This window comes from uncultured Veillonella sp., from assembly GCF_938010505.1.
Taxonomy (GTDB): Bacteria; Bacillota; Negativicutes; order Veillonellales; family Veillonellaceae; genus Veillonella.
In genome coordinates, this window is the sequence record NZ_CALLVP010000108.1 from 1 (window position 1) to 5976 (window position 5976).

Consider the following 5976-nt stretch of genomic DNA (forward strand, 5'->3'; position numbering starts at 1 on the left):
TTTGCGTCACTACTATAGTGGCATTACATTGAAGAAAATGTATTAATAAGGATAATGATGAAAGTTACAGATTTTGATTATGAATTGCCAGAGGAACTGATTGCTCAACATCCCGTAGAGCCTCGTGATACAGCACGGCTTTTAACCTTGGATAAGGTAACTGGTGAAGTGAGTCATAAAGAGCATTTTTACGATTTGCTTGAAGAACTCTACGAAGGTGATGTACTTGTATTTAATAATACGAAGGTTATCCCTGCGAGATTATTTGGTCATCGGCAAGGCTCTGGTGGCAAAGTGGAGGTACTACTACTCACACCATGTGGTGAAAACCGTTGGGAATGCCTTGTTAAACCTGGTAAAAAATGTCCTATTGGCCAAGTTGTTGAGTTTGATGACCGCCTAAGTGGGACTATTATAGACAAGACTGAATTTGGAGGTCGTATCATTGAGTTCACTTGCAATGGTGTATTTGATGATATCATTCAAGAGATTGGGGAAATGCCATTGCCTCCATATATTCATGAAAAGTTAGAAGATAAAGATCGTTATCAAACGGTATATGCTAAGGAGAAAGGATCTGCTGCGGCGCCAACTGCAGGACTTCACTTTACACCTGAGCTATTAGAAAAAATTAAAGCTAAAGGCGTAGAGCTTGAGTTTGTAACCTTACACGTTGGTCTTGGTACCTTTAGACCTGTATCAGCCGAGACTATTGAAAATCACGAAATGCATAGCGAATTCTTCGTTGTATCTCAAGATACAGCAGATAGAATCAATGCGGCCAAGAAAAAAGGATCTCGCATCATTGCCGTAGGTACTACATCAGTGCGTACCCTTGAATCTGCTACTAATGATGAAGGAGTACTTCAAGGGATTAGTGGGACCACACAAATCTTTATCTATCCTGGCTACAAATTTAAGATGATTGATGCATTGGTAACGAATTTCCACTTGCCTCAATCTACATTGTTAATGTTAATTAGCGCATTGGCAGGTCGCGAACATTGTTTGGCGGCCTATGAAGAGGCTGTTAAAGAACGGTATCGTTTTTTTAGCTTCGGCGATGCTATGTTTATTCGTTAGGAGGGACCATGGCGAGTATTACTTATGAATTACAAAAAACATGTCCTCATATGGGGGCACGGGCAGGTTTACTGCACACGCCACACGGTACCTTCCAAACACCTATGTTTATGCCAGTAGGTACACAAGCTACGGTAAAAACCATGACACCAGAAGAATTAAAGGCTATGGGTTCTCAAGTTATCTTGAGCAATACTTACCATTTATTCCTTCGTCCAGGCCCAGAACTTGTGGAAGAAGCTGGGGGCTTACATAAATTCATGAATTGGGATCAAGCTATTCTTACTGATAGTGGTGGTTTCCAAGTATTTAGTTTAGGGGATATGCGTAAAATTACTGAGGACGGTGTAACATTTAGATCCCATATTGATGGTTCTAAACAGTTCTTATCTCCGGAGGTGACAACAAAGGTACAAGAGCAATTAGGTTCTGATATTGCGATGGCCTTTGATGAATGTATTCCTTATCCAGCTGACCATGACTATGCTAAGCGCTCTACGGCGCGCACAACTCGTTGGGCTCATCGTTGCCAAGAAGCTCGTAAGGCTCATGACTATCAAGGTATGTTTGGTATCGTTCAAGGTGGCATGTACAAAGATTTGCGTAAACAAAGTGCAGAAGAGCTAGTAGCTATGGATTTTGAAGGGTATAGTATCGGTGGTTTATCCGTAGGGGAGCCTCACGATTTAATGAATGAAATCCTCGAATATACGACTCCATTATTACCGACAAATAAAGCTCGTTATTTGATGGGTGTTGGTACTGCAGACTGTCTTGTAGAGGGCGTAGCACGTGGCATCGATATGTTTGACTGTGTATATCCTACTCGTGTTGCTCGTAATGGGATGGCCATGACTTGGAATGGTCGCCTTAATATTCGAAATACTCAGTTTGCTCATGATTGGGGTCCGTTAGAAGAAGGTTGCCAATGTTATACATGTAAAAATTATTCTCGCGCTTATATTCGTCATTTGTATAAGGCGGAAGAAATTTTAGCATTACGTCTTGTAACGTATCATAATCTCTACTTCTTGTTAGAGTTTATGCGTCAAATGAGACAAGCTATCTTAGAAGATCGGTTCCCGCAATTTAGAATGCAATTCTGGGATAGCTTTAAAAAATAGTAATTAAGTCTAGTCAAATTTATTTTAGGTGGCTATACTAGAAAAGAAATACATATTTATTAATCTAGGAGGATAACATGGGAGATATTCAACAAATCTTGCAAACCAGCTGGCCTATTTTGCTAATGGTAGTAATCTTTTACTTCTTATTGTGGCGTCCACAAAAGAAACAACAAAAAGAGCGCGCTAATTTGTTAGGTAGCTTGAAAAAAGGCCAAAAAATCGTTACTATTGGCGGTATTTATGGTGAAATTGTTGAACTTGATGACGAAAAAGTTAAGGTACAAGTATCTGAAAAGGTTGAGTTAACCTTTTCTCGTACAGCAGTTGCTAACGTACTTTCAAAGAAAAGCAAGGAAGAAAAATAATGAATACAAAGGAAGCAGTGCGCAAGGCGTGTAAGTCCCAGCGCGCTGCTTTATCCGTTGCTGATTGTAGTCGATGGACGCCGATGTTGACGAATCAAATCGTCAATAGTTCTGAGTATACATCGGCAAAAAACATTATGGCCTATTTGGCGATGCCCAAAGAGGCCGATTTAGACGATGTGATTCGTCATGCTTTAGAACATGGTAAATCCGTATATGTTCCAGTATGTACTGATAAGACGACTATGATTGCAGTTCGTCTTAAGTCTCTAGAATCTATCACTCGGGGTGTGTTAAATATACGCATTCCCTCTGAGCCATATGAGATTATTGATCCACATGACTTGGATTTGATTTTAGTGCCTGGTGCTGGCTTTGACCGTCAAGGTGGTCGCATGGGAATGGGGAATGGGTATTATGATCGATTTCTCAAGGAACTTTCACCAAGTATATTTATGGGCGTATGTTGGGCAGTACAATTATGGGATACACTAATCCCGATGGATGAGCTAGACCAACGGATGAGTAAAATCGTGACGGAGCAAGGCGTTATACATTGTGTATAGTAGAAGGGAGCAACTATTTTGAACGGTAAAGCTATTATCAAGTTTTTAGTAGTCATTGCTGTCATCATTGGTACCTTTGCGTATTGTATTCAACCTTTAGCAGGTTCTTTGAAACAAGGCCTTGATTTACAAGGTGGTACGCATATCGTATTAGAAGCAGAAGATTCTGCGACTGGTAAAGCGGACAATGATGCAGTAGAACGGGCGAAGCAAATCTTAGAGCGTCGTATTAATGAAATGGGTCTATCCGAGCCATTGGTACAACGTGAAGGTGCTCGTCGTATTATCATTGAATTGCCAGGTGTAAAAGATCCTGACGAAGCGATTAAACGTATCGGTAAAACAGCGGTATTGGAATTTAAGAATGACCAAGGCCAAACTGTTATGACTGGTGATGATTTAAAAGATGCGAAAGAAGAATTAGGTCAAAATAAACAACCTCTTGTTGCCATTGAATTGAGCGAAGAAGGGGCTAAAAAGTTTGCTGACTTAACATCTAAAAATATTGGCCGCCGTATTGCTATCACATTGGATGGTCAAGAATTGACTAATCCTGTAGTACAACAAGCAATTACAGGTGGTAAAGCGACTATCTCCGGTAGCCAAAGCTTAGAAGAAGCTAAAGATTTAGCTATTTTGTTACGTTCCGGTGCATTGCCAGTTAAAATCAATGTATTAGAGGTACGTACTGTTGGGCCCTCCCTTGGTCAAGACTCCAAAGATAAATCCGTAGTAGCTTTCAGCGCTGGTATCGCTATGATCATGATTTTCTTGGTTGTTTTATATCGTTTATCCGGTATCGTAGCTAATATTGCATTACTTGTATATGTCATGCTCTTATTACTTGTATTGGGCAAAGGTTTTAATGCTACCATGACATTGCCTGGTATCGCGGGTATTATCTTGTCCATGGGCGTGGCAGTAGATGCGAATATCCTTATCTTTGAACGTTTCAAAGAAGAGGTATTCTCTGGTAAATCTATGCGCGTGTCTATGGAGGCAGGCTTTAGTCGTGCGTTGGCAACGATTACAGATGCGAACGTATCCGTTATTATTACAGCTGGTATCTTAACTGTTTTAGGTTCTGGTCCTGTAAAGGGCTTTGCTATCAGTTTAGGTGTCGGCGTTGTAGTAAGTATGTTTACAGCTATTATTGTGAGCCGCTTCTTATTACGCATGTTAATTGAATGTAACTTTACGAACCATCCATTCTGGTTTGGTGCGAATATTTCTCCTAGCACAAGTGCTGACGTATTTGCACCAAAAGTATTGAAAGGAGGTAAACGCAAATGACATTAGACGTAATTAAGCATCATCGTTGGTGGTTTGCTATTTCCTCCGTTCTCGTAATCATCAGCTTAGTATCGATGTTTATGAAAGGCTTTAACTTTGGTATTGATTATACTGGCGGTACTATTGTTGAGGTAGTATTTGAAAATCCTGTAGAAGTTAGCCAAGTTCGTGATGTTTTGAAAGAATACAATCTTGAAAATGCACAAATTCAGCTTTCTGGTGATACTACAGGTGATACATCTGGTAAAGATGTAATGATCCGTACTCGCAATCTTGAATCTAGTGAAAGTGCTGCTGTTGTTGAGTCTTTAACTAAATCTGTTGGACAAAACACGGTTAAGCGTATTGAAACAGTAGGTGCCGTTATCGGTTCTGAAGTAACAGAACATGCCTTAATGAATCTGCTTATTGCTTTCGTGGCATTGGCGATTTACATTTCTTATCGCTTTGAGTACAAGGTAGCTTTCTCTGCATTGATCGCTATCTTCCATGACTTGATTATGGTACTTGGCGTATTTTCTTACTTCCAATTAGAAATTGATGCATCCTTCTTGGCAGCTATTCTTACTGTTGTAGGTTATTCCATGAACGAATCCGTCGTTATCTTCGACCGTGTTCGTGAAAATACGCATACTCATAAGCGTTCTGATACATTTGCAGATCTTGCAAATGCATCAATTACACAAAGTATTCACCGTAGTTTCTATACATTGGCGACAGTTATGTTTGCTTGTGTGTCCCTCTTCTTATTTGGTGGAGATACGACTAAGAACTTTGCTCTTTGTATGATTATCGGTTTTGCTAGTGGTGCGTACTCTTCTATCTGCGTAGCTACATCCTTATGGGTTATGTGGAAGAGCCGTAATAAAAACGACGTACGTAATCAACAATAAAATTTAAACTACATTTACTATACTAATAGTACATGTATAAGGGCCTCTCTAGATGGAAATTTAGAGAGGCTTTCTATTTATGTTAAAAGTAGTCATATACATATATATTTTTGAAAGGAGTAGTATAAAGCTTGAAAAGTATAAAGACTATATAAGTGTTTAAAAATATAAAGTCTTAATAACTGTAAAAAATAGCAATAGGGGATAGCCATAGTAGCTGTATAGAATAGCTATGGTAAAAATTAAATGAAAAAAGAATCGAAAAAATAGGTGTTGTACAATTTTAAACCTAAAATTACGAGAAATTAAAAGATACTTATAATTAAGGTTTGTGAAAAAAGAATGAAAATACAAAAACGACTTATTTATGTGTTGACGATAATTAAATATGTGCTATACTTATACAAGTCATTAGGACACAGGCTAAACGACAAGCTACAAAGAATCTAAAAAAGTTTTGAAAAAGTGCTTGACGGAATGAGCTGAACTTGATAAAATAATCAAGTCGCCAGTTGATGAAATATTTCTGAAGAAATTAGTGGAGACTGGCACAGATCTTTGAAAACTGAACAATGATAGGTAATCAATCAAAACGATTGAACATATGCCAGAGTGCGGGTTTTGACACAGTCAAAACCAACCATAATTC

Annotated in this window: 6 protein-coding genes; all 6 read left to right on the forward strand. The window is 38.9% G+C overall.

Going from position 1 to position 5976, the window contains the following annotated elements; translation table 11 throughout:
• The first annotated feature begins 57 nt into the window (after window positions 1-57).
• The 6 genes from queA to secF all read left to right on the forward strand — a co-directional run bounded on the left by queA (window position 58) and on the right by secF (window position 5327).
• The gene (gene queA, locus Q0507_RS06545; RefSeq protein WP_298714120.1) at window positions 58-1083 is read left to right on the forward strand and encodes a tRNA preQ1(34) S-adenosylmethionine ribosyltransferase-isomerase QueA; all 1026 of its coding nucleotides are present in this window, start codon (window positions 58-60) and stop codon (window positions 1081-1083) included.
• 8 nt (window positions 1084-1091) lie between these two features.
• Window positions 1092-2207, forward strand: coding sequence for a tRNA guanosine(34) transglycosylase Tgt (gene tgt / locus Q0507_RS06550; RefSeq protein WP_298714106.1), 1116 nt, complete (start codon window positions 1092-1094; stop codon window positions 2205-2207).
• A gap of 77 nt (window positions 2208-2284) precedes the next feature.
• Window positions 2285-2575, forward strand: a complete 291-nt coding sequence (yajC, locus tag Q0507_RS06555) for a preprotein translocase subunit YajC (protein ID WP_298714109.1) — start codon at window positions 2285-2287, stop codon at window positions 2573-2575.
• Window positions 2575-3141, forward strand: a complete 567-nt coding sequence (locus tag Q0507_RS06560) for a 5-formyltetrahydrofolate cyclo-ligase (protein ID WP_298714111.1) — start codon at window positions 2575-2577, stop codon at window positions 3139-3141. The genes yajC and Q0507_RS06560 overlap by 1 nt, the downstream gene beginning before the upstream one ends.
• A gap of 18 nt (window positions 3142-3159) precedes the next feature.
• Window positions 3160-4434, forward strand: coding sequence for a protein translocase subunit SecD (secD, locus tag Q0507_RS06565; RefSeq protein WP_298714113.1), 1275 nt, complete (start codon window positions 3160-3162; stop codon window positions 4432-4434).
• Window positions 4431-5327, forward strand: coding sequence for a protein translocase subunit SecF (gene secF, locus Q0507_RS06570; protein ID WP_298714116.1), 897 nt, complete (start codon window positions 4431-4433; stop codon window positions 5325-5327). Before secD ends, secF begins: the two co-directional genes overlap by 4 nt.
• Window positions 5328-5976: the final 649 nt, after the last annotated feature.